The sequence below is a fragment of the Thauera sp. ZXT1-4 genome, from assembly GCF_052598215.2.
Window position 1 is genome coordinate 370824 of record NZ_JBQWSN020000001.1, and the last position, 15214, is coordinate 386037.

Annotated in this window: 13 protein-coding genes; 6 read left to right on the plus strand and 7 right to left on the minus strand. The window is 64.7% G+C overall.

The window, feature by feature from the left end:
* Position 1: 1 nt before the first annotated feature.
* The 4 genes from chrA to ACUH78_RS01780 form a co-directional block, all read right to left on the minus strand.
* A complete protein-coding gene (gene chrA, locus ACUH78_RS01765; RefSeq protein ID WP_445332428.1) occupies positions 2-1198 on the minus strand; it encodes a chromate efflux transporter in 1197 nt (398 codons plus the stop codon).
* A 32-nt stretch (positions 1199-1230) separates the two neighbouring features.
* On the minus strand, positions 1231-1935 hold the full coding sequence (gene ubiG, locus ACUH78_RS01770) for a bifunctional 2-polyprenyl-6-hydroxyphenol methylase/3-demethylubiquinol 3-O-methyltransferase UbiG (RefSeq protein ID WP_435750589.1): 705 nt from the start codon (positions 1933-1935) through the stop codon (positions 1231-1233).
* A gap of 103 nt (positions 1936-2038) precedes the next feature.
* Entirely contained in the window at positions 2039-2740 is a 702-nt protein-coding gene (locus ACUH78_RS01775; protein WP_445332427.1) for an OmpA family protein, read from the minus strand.
* A gap of 99 nt (positions 2741-2839) precedes the next feature.
* Positions 2840-4159 (minus strand): TRZ/ATZ family hydrolase, encoded by a 1320-nt coding sequence (locus ACUH78_RS01780; RefSeq protein ID WP_445332426.1) that lies wholly within the window; start codon positions 4157-4159, stop codon positions 2840-2842.
* A 143-nt stretch (positions 4160-4302) separates the two neighbouring features.
* Between ACUH78_RS01780 and ACUH78_RS01785 the strand changes: the two genes are divergently transcribed.
* Positions 4303-5667: a protein kinase domain-containing protein gene (locus ACUH78_RS01785; protein ID WP_418362846.1), complete on the plus strand. Its 1365-nt coding sequence runs from the start codon at positions 4303-4305 to the stop codon at positions 5665-5667.
* A gap of 56 nt (positions 5668-5723) precedes the next feature.
* Here ACUH78_RS01785 and hemH read toward each other — a convergent pair whose 3' ends face one another.
* Together hemH and hrcA are read right to left on the minus strand one after the other, a co-directional pair.
* On the minus strand, positions 5724-6821 hold the full coding sequence (gene hemH, locus ACUH78_RS01790) for a ferrochelatase (protein ID WP_445332425.1): 1098 nt from the start codon (positions 6819-6821) through the stop codon (positions 5724-5726).
* 52 nt (positions 6822-6873) lie between these two features.
* Positions 6874-7902, minus strand: coding sequence for a heat-inducible transcriptional repressor HrcA (gene hrcA / locus ACUH78_RS01795; protein WP_418362844.1), 1029 nt, complete (start codon positions 7900-7902; stop codon positions 6874-6876).
* Between the two features lie 167 nt (positions 7903-8069).
* Between hrcA and ACUH78_RS01800 the strand changes: the two genes are divergently transcribed.
* Positions 8070-8951: an NAD kinase gene (locus tag ACUH78_RS01800; protein WP_418362843.1), complete on the plus strand. Its 882-nt coding sequence runs from the start codon at positions 8070-8072 to the stop codon at positions 8949-8951.
* Between the two features lie 90 nt (positions 8952-9041).
* Positions 9042-10697: a DNA repair protein RecN gene (gene recN / locus ACUH78_RS01805; protein ID WP_445332424.1), complete on the plus strand. Its 1656-nt coding sequence runs from the start codon at positions 9042-9044 to the stop codon at positions 10695-10697.
* A 15-nt stretch (positions 10698-10712) separates the two neighbouring features.
* Here recN and fur read toward each other — a convergent pair whose 3' ends face one another.
* A complete protein-coding gene (fur, locus tag ACUH78_RS01810) occupies positions 10713-11150 on the minus strand; it encodes a ferric iron uptake transcriptional regulator (protein WP_418362841.1) in 438 nt (145 codons plus the stop codon).
* A gap of 178 nt (positions 11151-11328) precedes the next feature.
* Here fur and ACUH78_RS01815 point away from each other — a divergent pair, with 178 nt between their 5' ends.
* The 3 genes from ACUH78_RS01815 (at position 11329) to ACUH78_RS01825 (ending at position 15176) form a co-directional block, all read left to right on the plus strand.
* Entirely contained in the window at positions 11329-11742 is a 414-nt protein-coding gene (locus ACUH78_RS01815) for an outer membrane protein assembly factor BamE (RefSeq protein WP_435750595.1), read from the plus strand.
* Positions 11743-11847: 105 nt separating this feature from the next.
* A complete protein-coding gene (dapB, locus tag ACUH78_RS01820; protein WP_445332423.1) occupies positions 11848-12654 on the plus strand; it encodes a 4-hydroxy-tetrahydrodipicolinate reductase in 807 nt (268 codons plus the stop codon).
* Between the two features lie 14 nt (positions 12655-12668).
* Complete coding sequence (locus ACUH78_RS01825) at positions 12669-15176, plus strand: response regulator (RefSeq protein ID WP_445332422.1); 2508 nt, start codon at positions 12669-12671, stop codon at positions 15174-15176.
* Positions 15177-15214: the final 38 nt, after the last annotated feature.

Here is a 15214-nt window from a genome sequence, read left to right on the forward strand (position 1 = left end):
TTCAGGTGGACCACGCCTGCAGCAGCCCGCCGAGCAGCGCAGTGAGCACGACGACCGCCCAGGGCGGTGCCTTGAATCGCATCAAGGCGAGCAGGGCGAGTGCGGCGAGCATCAGGTCAGCGGGTGCGTGGATCGCGCTTGTCCATACCGGGTCGTAGAGTGCAGCGAGCAGCAGGCCGACGACCGCAGCGTTGACGCCGATGAGGCTGGCGCGTGCTGCGGTGCTGGAACGTAGCCGGTCCCAGAAGGGCAGGGCGCCAAGCACGAGCAGAAAGGCCGGCACGAAGATCGCCACCAGGGCGAGCATGCCGCCCGCCCAGCCGTTGACCGGCCCGCCGGCGGATGCGCCAAGAAAGGCCGCGAAGGTGAAGAGTGGTCCGGGCACCGCCTGTGCAGCGCCATACCCGGCGAGGAAGGTGTCGTTGTCCACCCAGCCGGGCGGGACGACCTCGGCCTGCAGCAAGGGCAGCATGACGTGGCCGCCACCGAATACCAGGGCGCCGCTGCGATAGAACACATCCACCATCGCCAAGGTGGCATTCTCGAACGATGCGGCCAACACGGGCAGGCCTGCGAGAAGCACGGCGAAGCCGAGCAGCAGGCCAAGAGCGACCCTCCGGCTCATCTGCGCGATGGGTGGCGAGTGTGCGGGGTTGGCCTGTCCGGCGAACAAGCGGCGACCGATCAGCGCACCCGCAAGGATGACAGCGATCTGACTCCATGCCGATGGCAAAGCAAGCAGGAACAGCGTGGCGCCAGCCATGAGGAGTTTGTGCGGCACTTGGGGGCAGAGTTTTTGCATCATGCCCCACACCGCTTGTGCGACGACCGCGACCGCCACCACCTTCAGTCCGTGCAGCACGCCGTCCGGCATCGATCCCCAGTGCTGCATGCCGAGTGCAAGCAGGATCATCGCCACCGCAGAGGGGAGCGTGAAACCGAGCCACGCCGCCAGGGCGCCCGGGAGTCCGGCGCGCGCATAGCCGACTCCCATGCCGATCTGGCTGCTCGCAGGGCCCGGCAGGAACTGGCACAGCGCGACGAGGTCTGCATAGCCTCGCTCGGTGAGCCATGCACGCCGGGTTACGAACTCGGCGTGAAAATAGCCCAGATGGGCCACCGGTCCGCCAAAGGATGTGAATCCGAGGCGCAGAAAGGCGAGGAAGATGGTTTTGAATGAATCCTGGGGTTGTGCCATCTACGATCCTGTATCTGCGGTCGGTCGGGCGCTCAACTCAGGCTCTGCGTGTGCACCATGTAGTTCACGTCGGTGTCTGGCCCAAGGCTGTAGACGCGGCTCAGCGGGTTGTAGGCCAGACCGATGATGTCGCGCACCTCAAGCCGGGCTTGGCGACAATGCCGTGTCAGTTCGGAGGGCTTGAGGAACTTCGCGTACTCGTGCGTCCCGGCGGGGAGCAGCTTGAGCACGTACTCTGCGCCGATGATCGCGAAGACGTAGGACTTGAGGTTGCGATTGAGCGTGGACAGAAAGACGTGTCCGCCAGGCTTCACCAGGGCGGCGCAGGCAGCGATGGTGCTTGCGGGGTTCGGGACGTGCTCCAGCATCTCCATGCAGGTCACCACATCGTAGTGCTGCGGGTCGTCCGCGGCGTGCTGCTCTGCGCTGATCAGCCGGTACTCCACCTTGTGGCCGCTTTCGAACAGGTGCAACCGTGCCACGCTGAGTGCCTTTTCCGACAGGTCGATGCCGGTCACCTCAGCGCCGAGCGCAGCCATCCCCTCGGAGAGGATTCCGCCGCCGCAGCCGACATCGAGCACCTTCTTGCCCGCCAGTCCGGCCTTGCCGTCGATCCACCCCAAGCGGAGCGGGTTGATCTCGTGCAGGGGCTTGAACTCGGATGCGGGGTCCCACCATCGGTGGGCGAGTTCGCTGAATTTCTGCAGTTCGGCGGGATCGGCGTTCAGGGTGTTCATGAGGGTCGATGGTCCTTGATGGCGGGACGCCGGGAGCGCGGGACGCCCGGCAGAAATGAAAAAGCCCCGCCGAGGCAGGGCTTTCGCGCATGCGGTTCCGGAATTACTTGGAGCCGATGACTTCCACTTCGACGCGACGATCCGGCTGCAGGCAGGAGATCAGCGCGGCGCGGCCACGGACCTTGTCGCACTGGTTGCCGGTCACCGGCTGGGCTTCGCCCTTGCCTTCGGTGTAGATGCGGTTGGCGTCGACACCCTGCGAGACCAGGTAGGTCTTGACGGCGGCGGCACGGCGCTCGGACAGTCGCTGGTTGTAGGCTTCCGAGCCGATACGGTCGGTGTGGCCGACGGCGAGGATGACTTCCAGCTTCAGGGACTTGGCCTGCGCAGCCAGTTCGTTGAGCTTGGCCTGGCCTTCCGGCTTCAGGGTGGCCTTGTCGAAGTCGAACAGGGCGTCGGCGGCCAGTTTCACCTTGTCGGCGGTGGGCTTCGGAGCCGGGGCAGCAGCAGCAGCGACCGGGGCGGTGCACTTGTCGGCCGGGACGATGTCGGCATCGCACGCGCAGCCGACCGGGAACTCACCGGCCAGGGCGGTCGAAGCGGCAGCCGGGCTCCAGTAGCCGGTGCGCCAGCACAGGCCGGTACCGCTGCGGGCGACCACGTTGCGCGCGTCGATGACGTAAGGGATTTCGCTGGCGCTCGACACGACGACGTCGTTTACCTGCGCAAAGGCGCTCGGAGCGGACAGGCCAATCGAGGCGATGGCGGCCAGCATGAGCATCTGCTTCTTGGTTTGTTTGATCATGGTTTCCTCTTTGATGGGCGAGTCGCCGGTAATGCCATTGAAAGGGATGAAGACAGCCGGGCTACCGTCTTCGCGTACGAAAGACTCAGTATATCCACTTCAATTACTGAACCTAGTTTGCCACACTGACGAAAGGCGGAGCAATTCGCTGTCGTTAATATGCAACAGCGCAGCGCCTTTGTCCACGCGGGTTTCACCATTTACCCAGACGTGTGAAACATGCTCGCGACCCGCGACATGGACAAGGTGTGAAACGGGGTCGAAACACGGTTGGCAATCCACTGCACCGAGATCGACTGCGCACAGGTCGGCCAGCTTGCCAACCTCGATCGAGCCGATCCAGTCGGCCATTCCCAGTGCGCTTGCGCCGTCCAGTGTCGCCATGCGCAGTGCGGTCTGAGCAGGGACGACTGTTGGGTCGCGGGAGGCGGCCTTGGCCAGCAAGGCTGCGTGACGCATTTCGTGGAACATGTCGAGGCGGTTGTTGCTTGCGGCGCCGTCCGTACCCAATCCCACGCGCAGGCCTGCAGCGAGCATTCGCGATATATCGGGGATGCCGCTACCGAGCTTCATGTTCGAGGTGGGGCAGTGTGCCACGCTGCAGGCGTGGCGTTGGAGAAGCTCCAGATCGGTCTCGTCGAGATGCACTACGTGAACTGCGATCGTGTTCTGGCCGAGCACCCCCAGCCGCGCCAGACGAGCTAGCGGGCGGCAGCCGTGGGCGGCGAGCGAGTCAGCGATCTCCTGGCTGGTTTCGTGCACATGGATATGAATGGCGAGATCGAGCTCCTCGGCAATGGCCAGCGCACGCGCGAAGCTGGCGTCCGAAACTGTGTACGGTGCATGGGGCGCGACCGAGAACTGAATCAGGGGGTGCGCGGACCAGCGGTCGCGCGCAGCAAGACCTTTGCGCAGGTAGTCGTCGGCGTCGCTCGCGTAAGGGGTGGGGAACTCGAGCATGACCATGCCGACGACCGCGCGCATGCCCATCTCGGCGAAGGCCTCTGCAGCGGCCTCGGGGTGAAAATACATGTCGTTGCAGGTGGTAACGCCACCGCGCAGCATCTCGGCGGCCGCAAGACGCGTGCCGTCGCGGACGAATGCCGGGCTTACGTGGCGGGCCTCGGTGGGCCAGATGGCTTCCTGCAGCCAGCGCATCAGCGGCAGGTCGTCGGCGATGCCGCGCATGAGGTTCATTGCTGCGTGCGCATGAAGATTCACCATGCCGGGGATGAGCAGATGGGTGGGCAGGCTCACCACACGTTCGGCTCGATAGTGGCGGTGCGCTTCGGCCTGAGGCATCACGCCCACGATGCGTCCATCCCGAACGGCCACTGCGTGGTTCTCGAGGACGGTGTCGACGGGTGCGACCGGGGCGATCCAGCGCGTGTTGATGACCAGGTCGGCAGGCTCGTTCAAGTTCTCGTCTCCGTCGGGTAAGGGGGGCGGGCAAGGGTAATGCAGGCCGGGTGCATTACATTGCCTCGTGCAGGCCGCTTCGTGCAAGAATTGCACTGTTTTCCAGCGCTGCGTAGTGGGGCGCCTGCCTCCACGGGATGAAGATGAACGCGACTCCGGACCGGATCGGGAAGTACAGGATCATCAGGGAAATCGGCCGTGGTGCAACGGCGGTGGTCTATCTCGCCGAGTGCGACGATTACCCTACGCCCGTGGCGCTCAAGCATGTGCGCTTCGGCGACCGCGGCCGCGACGAGGCCAAATGGAGCCGGCGCCTGATCAAGCTGCTTCGGGCGGAGCAGGCGGTGTCCGGGCGCCTTGATCACCCGAATATCATCCGTATCTTCGATGCTTCGGTCGATGCCGAGCAGGCATATGTGGTAATGGAGTATTTCCCGGGTGAGTCACTCGAGCGTTATTGCGGGTTCGAGAACCTGCTGCCCATCCATCGCACGATCGCGATCGTGTTCAAGTGTTGCATGGCGCTGGATCACGCCTATCGGCAGGGGGTCGTTCATCGCGACATCAAGCCGGCGAACATCCTGGTGGATGAGCGCGATAATGTAAAAATTACCGACTTCGGTCTGGCGCTCAACATCAACAAGAAGCTCGATACCGACTCCACCTTCATCATGGGGGTCGGTTCACCCGCCTACATGAGCCCGGAACAGATCAAGGGCTACCCGCTCAACCAGAAGACCGATCTCTATTCGCTTGGTGTCGTGCTGTTCCACATGCTCACCGGGCGGCTGCCATTCCGCGCCAGCAATCCGGCGCAGCTCGTCTACAAGATCATTAACGCCGATCCGCCCTCGGTCTCGCAGCTGAACCCGGACGTGCCCGAGCAGATGGACGCGGTGATCCGCAAGGCGCTGGAAAAGGACCTGTACTCGCGTTACCGCAATGGCGCGGAGTTTGCCAAGGATCTGGCAGCGGTTCGCTACCGCATCCTGGACGAGAGCTACGTGCCGCCGGATTCGGCGCGTTTCACACAGTTGCGCCGCATGGCCTTCTTTACAGAGTTCGAGGATGTGGACCTGTGGGAGGTGCTGCGCATCTGCTCGTGGCGCAAGGTGGAGCAGGAGGTGGCCTTGATGCGCGAAGGTGATACCGACCAGCGGTTCGGTATCGTGCTTGCGGGGCGGGTCGAACTCTCTAGGAACGGCAAGCGGGTCATGGAGCTCGGCCCGGGCGAGGTGTTCGGTGTGCAGGCCTGGCTGGACCAGCTCGAGCATCGTCACATGCTCACGGTCGTGTCGCTCGAGCCGCTGAGCTACCTGGAGGTCAATCCGGCTGCGCTTGCGCTGGCTACCGATGAGGTGCAGGAGCGCTTCAAGCGCCAAGTCGCCACCGCCGTGGTGCGCAGGCTCGCGTCGCTTTCTGCTCAACTTGCCGAGGAGGCGCCCGAGGCTGTGCGGGCGCAGCGATCTGCGCCTGTGAGCCATGACCTGCAACTGCTCGACCCCTGAACGCCATCCTCCGGTGGATCCTCCGCGGGGGATGGTCGCCTCCCCCGGCACATGCCCTATTGAGCTGCGCCTAGTTTGCGTGCGCGTTCGAGGCTGGTCTTGCGCGCTTCGGGTGTCGAAGGCGCCAGCGCGAGCCAGTTGCCCAGGTGCGCGCACGTGATCTCGGTGAGTGCCTGCATCCATTCGTGGCGCTCATTCAGGCAGGGGATGTAGTGGAAGGCCTTGCCGCCTTTCTCCAGGAACGCCTCCCTGCACTCCATGCCGATTTCCTCCAGGGTCTCGAGACAGTCCGAGACGAAGCCTGGGCACATCACGTCGACGCGGCCCACCCCCTGTGCCGCGAGCGCCTCGAGCGTGGGCTGCGTGTAGGGTTTGAGCCATTCGGCCTTGCCGAAGCGCGACTGAAAGGTTACCAGCACCTTCTCCGGCGCGAGGCCAAGCCCTTCCGCCACCAGCCGGCCGGTCTTGTGGCATTCGCAATGATAGGGGTCGCCCAGATCGAGCGAGCGCCGCGGCACGCCATGGAAGCTGAGCAACAGGCGATCGGGTTCACCGTTCGCGGCCCAGTGGTCGCGCACGCTCTGCACCAGCGCCGCGATGTAGCCTGGATGGTCGTGGAAGTTGCGTACGAAGCGGACTTCGGGCTGATTGCGCCAGCGTGCCATGCAGCGTCCCACCTCATCCACGACGGTGGCGGAGGTGCTTGCCGAATACTGCGGGTAGAGCGGTAGCACGAGGATGCGGGTGCAGCCGCGTGCGCGCATTGCATTGAGGGTGTCCTCGATCGAGGGCGCTCCATATCGCATCGCATACGCGACGTCGAGTTCCCCGTGGCCGGCTTTCGCGAGATATCCGGCGAGCAGCTTGGTCTGGCGCTCGGTGTGCACCTTCAGGGGGGAGCCTTCATCGGTCCAGATGGTGGCGTATTTTGCGGCCGAGGCCTTGGGGCGGGTGTTGAGGATGATGCCGTTGAGGATCAGCCACCAGATCGGGCGTGGAATCTCTACCACGCGTGGATCGGACAGAAACTGCTTGAGGTAGGGGCGCAGCGCGGCCGCGGTGGGTGCCTCGGGGCTGCCCAGGTTGACGAGCAGCACGCCGGTGCGGGGCGTATCGTCGTGTTTGAAAGGCGGTTCTTTCCAGTAACGGGACATCGGATTCCTTGTCGTTCTTTCGGTTGTCGCGGCCAGTGGTGTGGGTCCGCCCTCAGTTGCGGGCGGACAGCGCGTTGGAGAGCAGGCGGGCGGTGATGTCGACGATCGGGATCACGCGGTCGTAGGCCATGCGTGTCGGGCCGATCACGCCCAGGGAGCCCACGACCTGACCATCCACCTCGTACGGGGCAGTGATGACACTGCAGCCGTCCAGGGGCTCCAGGCCGGATTCGCCACCGATGAAGATCTGAACGCCTTCGGCCCGGTTCGACAGGTCGAGCAGTTGCATCAGGCCGGTACGCTGTTCGAAAAGCTTGAACAGCTCGCGCAGGCGCGACATGTTCGAGGACAGGTCGTCGATATCGAGCAGGTTGGTTTCGCCCGAAATCACGTAATTTGACGCGTTGTCCTCGGCTGCCTGCGCGCCTGCGTCTACCGTTGCGCTCATCAACTCGGTCATGTCGCTGCGCAGCTGTCGGAGTTCATCCTTGAGTCGGATGCGGATCTCGTCGAAGGACAAGCCGGCGTAGTGTTCGTTCAGGTACTGCGTGGTGGCCCCAAGTTCGGCGGAGCTATAGCCGCGGCGGGTGAGGAGCAGACGGTTCTGCACGTCGCCACCGGTGGTGACGATGATGAGCAGGATCCGGTTCTCGGCGAGGCTGATGAACTCGAACTGGCGGATGCGCACCGCTTCCTTGCGCGGCGCGACGACCACCCCCGCGAAGCGTGTGAGATCCGAGAGCAGATGTGAGGCGGAACTGATCAGGCGTTGCGGCTGATCTGGCGGCAGTTGCCCCTTCAGTGCGCGTACACGCTCGCTGCCGAGTGGCTGCACGGTGAGCAGGGTATCCACGAAGAAGCGGTAGCCCCGCGCCGTCGGAATGCGCCCTGCCGAAGTGTGCGGGCTTGCAATGAAGCCCATCTCCTCTAGGTCGCTCATCACATTGCGCACCGTGGCGGGTGACAGCTCCAGTCCGGAAAAGCGCGACAGTGCGCGCGAACCAACCGGCTGCCCATCGGCGATGTAGCGTTCGATCAGGGTCTTGAGCAGGATCTGGGAGCGGGTGTCGATGGAATTCATGGCAGTCGGGAATATAGCCCGGATTCTACGGAAGCGTCCCTTCGCAGGCCAGTTGGCCGGGTTACATTGGCCGGGTTGCGCGATCCGCAAAGCTTCTCTCCTTCGGCTTCTCCGGAACTCTTTGGCGTCATGCCCGAGGGCTGGGCATTGTGGTTTAATCCAGGTCCATGAGCACGAACTTCCGCACGATTGCCCTCATCGGCAAGTACCAGAGTACCGACGTGGCCGAGTCGGTGCTCTCGGTCGCGCGCTATCTGCGTGATCGTGGCCTCACCGTATTGATCGAGCAGGGCACCGCGAGTTCGATCGGTGGCGTGCACGATTTTCCGGTGGCGAGCTACGAATACATCGGTGTGAGCGCCGACCTCGCCGTCGTTGTCGGCGGAGATGGAAGCATGCTGCATAGTGCGCGCCGGCTCGTCGATCATGGCGTACCCCTGGTCGGGGTCAATCTGGGACGGCTGGGTTTTCTGACCGACATCTCGCGCAGCCATGCCAGCGAGCGCCTGGGCGAGATGCTGGACGGCCATTACACGGAAGAGCATCGTTTCATGCTCGATGCCGAGGTGCTGCGGGGTGGCGAGCGGGTGTTCCATACACTCGCGCTCAACGATGTGGTGGTCAACAAGGGCGATCTGGGGCGCATGATCGAATTCGACCTCTCCATCGATGGGGAATTCGTCTACACGCAACGCTCGGACGGCATGATTGTGTCCACGCCGACCGGCTCGACCGCCTACGCGCTCTCCGCCAATGGCCCGATCCTGCACCCGAGTGTGGGCGGGATCGCCCTGGTGCCGCTGTGTCCGCATGCGCTTACGGCGCGTCCGATCACGTTGCCCGACAGTTGCTGCATCGACATCGCCATGCTGCCCCTGCAGGATGCGCGCGTGCATTTCGACGGCCAGACACGCTTCGACCTGCGTGCGGGAGACTGCGTGCGGCTCAAGCGTTCTGTGCACACCCTGCGTCTGCTGCACCCGAAGGGCTACAGCTACTTCGACATGCTGCGCGAGAAGCTTCACTGGAGCGCCGCGCCGCGGAACTGATCCGGTCGCTGGTGCAAACGAACGCGCTCTTGCGCTGCTCGTTTTTCTTCCGTTTCGAAACCCGCTTTTCCTTTGATTTGCCTCGCTACGATGCTGCGCAGCCTGACCATTCGTGATTTTGTCATCGTCGACCGGCTCGATCTGGAATTCGAGCCGGGCTTTGGCGCCCTGACCGGCGAAACCGGGGCAGGCAAATCCATCCTGCTCGATGCCCTTGGTCTTGCGCTCGGTGGCCGCGGGGATGCCGCCGCAGTGCGTCAGGGGCGCGAGCGCGCCGAGGTGGCCGCCGAGTTCGATCTGCCGGTCGAGGGCGGGCTTCGTGCTTGGCTGGTGGAGCAGGGCTTGGGTGTTGAAGAGGATTGCGCGATCCTGCGCCGGACCATCGACGCCAGCGGACGTAGCCGGGCCTGGATCAATGGCAGCGCTGTAACGCTCACGCAACTGCGCAGCGCCGGGGAGTGGCTGGCCGATATTCACGGGCAGCATGCGCACCACGCCTTGTTGCGTGGCGATGCGCAACGCGCGCTGCTGGATGCCCAGGCTGGAGCGCTTGGCCTCGCGGCGGAGGTGGCGGAAAGGCATCGTGAATGGCAGCGAATGCTGCGTCTGCAGCGGGAGGCCGAGGTGGATTCGGCTAGCTCGGCCAAGGAGCGCGAACTGCTTGGCTGGCAACTTGGCGAGTTGGAAGAGCTTGGCTTCGATGTCGAGGAATGGCTCGCGCTGGAAGCCGAGCATGGACGTCTTGCTCATGCTGCAAGCATTTTGGAAGGCGCCGAGGAAACGCTGGCCGTGCTTGGGGAAGGCGACGCGGCGGTCTGTTCGATGCTCCGGCATCTGGATGCACGCATCAGCGGGCTGTGCGAGTTCGATCCCGGGCTGGCCGATGTGCGCGAGCTGCTTGGCGCAGCAGCGATCCAGGCGGACGAAGCCCTGCACGCCTTGCGTCGTTACCACGACCGGCTGGACCTGGACCCCGCACGACTGGCAGAGGTGGAGCGCCGTATCGCCGCCGTCATGGATATGGCGCGCAAGTACCGCGTGGCGCCGGAGGCGCTTCCCGAGCTTGCCGATCAGTGGCGCACGCGGCTGGCTACACTCGAGGCCACTGCCGATCCGCAGCGCCTGGCCGCAGCCGCGCGTGAGGCCGAGCAGCACTACACGGAAGCAGCACGTGCGCTGTCGCTGCAGCGCGCGCCGGCAGCGCGCAGGCTGTCTGAAGAGATCAGCGCTGCGATGCAGGACCTCGCGATGGCGGGCGGGCGCTTCGAGATCGCACTCGAGACCTGCGCGCCCGGGGCAAACGGGCTGGAGGATGTCGAGTTCCGCGTTGCTGCCAACCCCGGGCAGGCATTGCGCAGCCTGGCGAAGGTGGCGTCCGGCGGCGAGCTATCGCGCATCGGGCTTGCCATTCAGGTGATGACGAGCCGGGACGCGGCAGTGCCGACGTTGATTTTTGACGAGGTGGATGTGGGTATCGGCGGTAGGGTCGCCGAGATCGTCGGCAAACTGCTGGCGCGCCTGGGCACGGAGCGTCAGGTCCTGTGCGTGACGCATCTGCCGCAGGTGGCCGCTTGTGCCGACTGGCAGTGGCGAATCGCGAAGCGGGACCAGGATGGCGAAACGCTGAGCGAAGTCTCCCCGCTTGGGCACGAGGCGCGCGTGGAGGAGATTGCGCGCATGCTCGGCGGCGTGCACATCACCGCCACCACGCGCCAGCACGCCGCCGAACTGCTCGGTGCGCGTTGAGCGCGGGCGGCTGCCTCAGTCCTCGCGCTCGAGGTTGGGGCAGTTCTCGCGCGTGCAGTCCGCGTAAATGTAGAGGGCGTGATCGCGGATCTTGAATCCGCGCTCTTCGGCGATCTTGTTCTGCCGGCGCTCGATCTCCGCGTCGAAGAATTCCTCAACTTTGCCGCACTGCATGCACACGAGGTGGTCGTGATGCCCGCCCTCGTTCAGTTCGAACACGGCCTTGCCCGATTCGAAGTAGTGCCGCTCGAGCAGTCCGGCCTGCTCGAACTGGGTCAGCACGCGATAGACCGTCGCCAGGCCGATGTCCATGCCTTCGTTCATCAGTGCGCGGTAAACGTCCTCCGCGGTCAGATGGCGCTGATCCGAATGCTGAAAGAGGTCGAGGATCTTCAGGCGCGGATAGGTCGCCTTGAGGCCGATGCTTTTCAGGTTTTTGGAGTTGTCTGACATTGGACTGGGCAGGTGATGAGGGCCTGAAGGGGCCGTATTCGCCGGGGGGCGGCCACGGCAGCGAGGCGAAGCGGTGACCGGGAGAGGGCGCAGCAGCGCCTTATGAACGCGCCTATGTTATATTTTTTACCCCTTTCTGAGAACAGCGACTCCGTCGCGACCAGGTCCGAACACCCACATGCGTTCCCACTTCGCTGCCGCGCTCGTCGCCACCAGCCTGCTCGCAGGCTGCTCCTTCGACTCCCTGGTCGGGGTCGTCAATCCTTATCGCATCGACGTCCGGCAAGGCAATTACGTCGACCAGGAAATGGTATCCCAGTTGCAGCGAGGCATGACGCGCGACCAAGTGCGTTACGTGCTCGGGACACCCCTGGTGGTGGGGATGTTCCGCAAGGATCGGTGGGATTACGTCTATCGCTACCGCCCGGGGCATGCCGATGCGCAGCAGCGTGTGATCTCGCTGTTCTTTGAAGGCGATGCGCTCGAGCGGATCGAAGGTGACGTCGAGGCAGGCAGTGGCGCGGAGGCGTCCGGCGAAACCGGCGCGGTGCGCAGTCGTGTGGTCGAACTGCCGGCCGCAACGGCGCGCTGAGGGCGTGTTCGGCTCGGAACAGTCCCTTGGAACCCCCGGGTTCGCAACCGTTCACATCGTCGGCGCGCCTGCCGGGTGCGCCGCGTCGTTCAGGAATACATGAAGATGTCGGAGATTCGAGTCGCGATTGCCGGAGCATCCGGCCGAATGGGGCGCATGCTGATCGAGGCGGCGCTCGCGGAGGAAGGCGTGGTGCTGGCAGCCGCCTTCGAACGGCCGGGTACGCCTTTCATCGGCCGCGATGCGGGCGAGATGGCTGGTGTGATGACCGGTGTGGCAATCGGTGACGATGCGGAGCGCGCGATTGGCGCAGCCGACTGTGTGATCGACTTCACCCGCCCCGAGGGAACGCTCACCCATCTCGCGCTGGCTCGCCGTCTGGGTAAGGCAATGGTGATCGGTACGACTGGATTCGACCAGGCGGGCAAGGCCGAAATTGCGGCAGCCGGTCAGGAGATCCCCGTCGTGTTCGCGCCCAACATGGCCGTTGGTGTCAATGCCGTGTTCAGGCTGCTCGAGGTGGCGGCCCGCATCCTGTCCGAGGGTTATGACGTAGAGGTGATCGAAGCGCATCATCGCTTCAAGGTCGATGCGCCTTCGGGCACTGCGTTGCGCATGGGTGAGGTGGTGGCGCGCGAGCTCGGTCGGGATCTCGATCGCTGCGCAGTGTATGGGCGCGAAGGCCATACCGGCGAGCGCAGCTCCGAGACGATTGGTTTCTCCACGATTCGTGGCGGCGACGTCGTCGGCGACCACACGGTCCTCTTCGCGGGGATCGGTGAACGCATCGAGATCACGCACAAGTCTGGCAGCCGGATGCCCTATGCGCTCGGCTCCATGCGCGCCGCGCGCTTTCTGGCCGGTCGCAGCAGTGGCTTGTTCGACATGCAGGACGTGCTCGGGCTGCGCTGAACGAGGTCCGTGCCGTGCCCGGCGAAACGCCCCCTTCCCCTCGTGAGCCTGACCAGTCGGCGAGCTCCGCAGCGGGCGAAGAGGTGCTCACCGAGGCCTGCGCGAGGGTGCGGCGGCAGTTGGAGCTGCTCTGCGACACGACCGGCGCCGGGGTTTGGGAGCTGGATCTCGAGAGCGGTGTCGTGCAGACCGACACGCGTTGGCGCGCCCGCCTTGGCTATGAAGCATCCGAAACGATCGAGTGGTCCGACCTGATCGAGGAAGGGGGCGTAGAGCGGATCCAAGCGGTACTGCGGGCGCTGTTGAAGGAGGAGGTGCCCGAGCTGATCGTGGAGCTGCGCTTCCGCGCCTGTGACGGCAGCTGGCGCTGGATCGAGCTGCGGGGGCGTACGGCGGGCGCACCGTTCGAGGGGCGCTGGACACTCGTCGAAGGTACCTACCGCGACGTCACGCAGCGCAAGCAGCGCGAGCTTGAACTGCTTGAGGCCAAGGAGGCGGCGGAAGCCGCCAGCCGTGCAAAGGGTGACTTTCTGGCGAACATGAGCCACGAGATCCGCACGCCGATGAACGGCATCATCGGCATGACGGACCTCCTGCTCGACTCCGGCATGGTGGGCGAGCAGCGCGAATACCTGCTTACGGTCAAATCGTCGGCGGATGCACTGCTCACCATCATCAACGACATCCTGGATTTCTCGCGCATCGAGGCCGGGCAGCTGAGCGTGGAGGAGATCGATTTCTCGATCTCGTCGGTGGTGGCGGAAACCTGCAGGGTGCTCGCGTTGCGTGCTTCACAGAAGGGCATCGAACTGTTCCATGACATCGACCCTGACGTTCCCCGGGTGCTGCGGGGTGATCCGACACGCCTGCGGCAGATACTGGTCAACCTGATTGGCAACGCAGTGAAATTCACCGAGCGGGGCGAGATCTGCGTGCGCGTTGAACGTGCCGAGCGCGGCGAGGAGATCGATCAGCTGAGGTTCTCGGTGCGCGACACGGGATGCGGCATTCCTGCGGACAAGCTCGAGGCGATTTTTGCTGCATTTTCCCAGGCAGACACCTCCACGACGCGCAAGTATGGCGGTACGGGGCTGGGTCTCGCGATCACGCGTCAACTCGTCGAGCTGATGCATGGGCGCGTCGAGGTCGAGAGCCGGCTCGGCGCGGGGAGTACCTTCAGCTTCACCCTGGCGTTGCGCCCGATTGCCGGACGGGCAGAGAGCATGCCGCCGGGCCTCGCGGGAACGCGTGTGCTGGTAGGCGCGACCAATGCAGCATTCGGCGCGTATCTGTGTCGCACCCTGGCGCGCTGTGGCCTGCGCCCGGAGCATGCAGGGGACGGGCAGGCCGTGCTTGCAGCCCTCGTCGCGGCCCGCGACGGGCGTGATCCCTATCACTTCCTGCTGCTGGATGCGGATATGCCGGATCCGGGTGGCTTGGCGCTTGCGCATCGCTTCGCGGACCTGGACCGGAGGGTGGATCGCATCGTCATGATGCTCGCCAGCCATGCACAGCGCAACGAGGCAGTGCGCTGCGCCGAGCTCGGCATCCAGCACAGGCTTGCGAAGCCTTTCGCGATCGAGGATCTGCTGTCGGTGCTTGAACTCGCGCGTTCCGGGAAGGCCTCCGGGGAGGAGCCGTCGCAGGCGGGAGGGGGAGATGGCGCTGCGTTTATGCTCGACCCCGTCATGCTTCCGCCGAGCCCGGATGGGTGCGAGACAGCGCGCCTGAGGATCCTGGTGGCCGAGGACAATCCGGTCAACCAGACAGTGGCGCAGCGTATCCTCGAGCGTGCCGGCCATGAGGTGACGGTGGTTGATAATGGCGAGCAGGCGCTGGAGGCGGTCGAGGAGGGCCGCTTCGACCTGATCCTGATGGACGTCCAGATGCCGGTGATGGGGGGAATGGAGGCGACGCAGGCCATTCGTGCGCACGAAGCGAGACGCAGCTGGGTGGTGCAGGACGACTGGCGCCCGATCCCGATCGTCGCAATGACGGCCCATGCCATGGAGGGCGACCGTCAGCGCTGCCTGGATGCCGGCATGGACGACTACGTTGCCAAGCCGATCCAGCCGAAGGCGCTTTTCGCCGCCATCGAGCGGGTCCTGGCCCCGCGCGCGACGGATGAGGTGGCCAGTGACATCACATTTCTCGAACTTGGGGCTGATGATCGGCGGCAGATCGCCAGTCTGGACGAGGCGCGCGAGATGTTCGGTGACGACGAGGGCGTTGTGAAGCAGCTCGTGACTGTGTTTCTCGACGATCATAATCACATCATCGGCGAACTGCAGGCGGCGGCAGCGGACATGGACTATGCGCGGCTCGCGCAGATCGCGCATTCGGTCAAGGGCTCGGTGGGGCTGTTCGCCGCGCGGCGTGCGGTAGATGCAGCGCTCGAGCTGGAGACGCTCGCGCGGGCCGGTGATGCACAGGCGCCCGCCAACCAGGCGAGGGTGCTGATCGGTGAGTTGCGGCTGCTTGCGCAGGCGCTGCAGGGGGAACTGGGCAAGGCTCCGCCCTAGCGTGCGGCGTTGTTGCCAGTTTGCCTTGAGGCGGCCGG

Excerpts from the sequence above, each read along its gene's own strand:
- chrA (WP_445332428.1), bottom strand. The coding sequence starts at position 1,198 with ATGGCACAACCCCAGGATTCATTCAAAACCATCTTCCTCGCCTTTCTG.
- ubiG (WP_435750589.1), bottom strand. The coding sequence starts at position 1,935 with ATGAACACCCTGAACGCCGATCCCGCCGAACTGCAGAAATTCAGCGAA.
- ACUH78_RS01775 (WP_445332427.1), bottom strand. The coding sequence starts at position 2,740 with ATGATCAAACAAACCAAGAAGCAGATGCTCATGCTGGCCGCCATCGCC.
- ACUH78_RS01785 (WP_418362846.1), top strand. The coding sequence starts at position 4,303 with ATGAACGCGACTCCGGACCGGATCGGGAAGTACAGGATCATCAGGGAA.
- hemH (WP_445332425.1), bottom strand. The coding sequence starts at position 6,821 with ATGTCCCGTTACTGGAAAGAACCGCCTTTCAAACACGACGATACGCCC.
- hrcA (WP_418362844.1), bottom strand. The coding sequence starts at position 7,902 with ATGAATTCCATCGACACCCGCTCCCAGATCCTGCTCAAGACCCTGATC.
- ACUH78_RS01800 (WP_418362843.1), top strand. The coding sequence starts at position 8,070 with ATGAGCACGAACTTCCGCACGATTGCCCTCATCGGCAAGTACCAGAGT.
- recN (WP_445332424.1), top strand. The coding sequence starts at position 9,042 with ATGCTGCGCAGCCTGACCATTCGTGATTTTGTCATCGTCGACCGGCTC.
- fur (WP_418362841.1), bottom strand. The coding sequence starts at position 11,150 with ATGTCAGACAACTCCAAAAACCTGAAAAGCATCGGCCTCAAGGCGACC.
- ACUH78_RS01815 (WP_435750595.1), top strand. The coding sequence starts at position 11,329 with ATGCGTTCCCACTTCGCTGCCGCGCTCGTCGCCACCAGCCTGCTCGCA.
- dapB (WP_445332423.1), top strand. The coding sequence starts at position 11,848 with ATGTCGGAGATTCGAGTCGCGATTGCCGGAGCATCCGGCCGAATGGGG.